Origin of the sequence: Cognatundibacterium luofuense, assembly GCF_018139685.1 — a bacterium.
GTDB lineage: Bacteria > Pseudomonadota > Gammaproteobacteria > Burkholderiales > Burkholderiaceae_D > Undibacterium > Undibacterium luofuense.
The window spans coordinates 1-292 of the sequence record NZ_JAGSPN010000576.1; the positions used below are offsets into that span (position 1 = coordinate 1).

At 53.4% G+C, this 292-nt stretch carries 1 protein-coding gene; it reads right to left on the minus strand.

Annotation, left to right across the window (positions count from 1 at the left end; genetic code table 11):
* A partial coding sequence (locus KDM89_RS21710; protein WP_212689844.1) for a DsbC family protein occupies window positions 1-292 on the minus strand: 292 nt, incomplete at both ends.

Consider the following 292-nt stretch of genomic DNA (forward strand, 5'->3'; position numbering starts at 1 on the left):
GACCGCACCCGGGATACGGGTGCCATCGCTAAAGAAAATCGCCGGGGTGCCGGTCACGCGCAGCTTCTGCCCCAAGGCCAGGACTTTGTCATGCGGAGTGAGGCAATTTGCCGGTGCTGTGGACGCGGATTTGCCATGGACCATCCAGTCATCCCAGGCTTTATTCCTGTCAGATGAGCACCAGATGTTTTTAGACTTGGCCGTGGAATCATCCGACAGGATGTTATACATGAAGGTATACACCGTAATATTGTCCATGCCTGCCAGGGTTTTACGGAATTGTTTGCAGTAG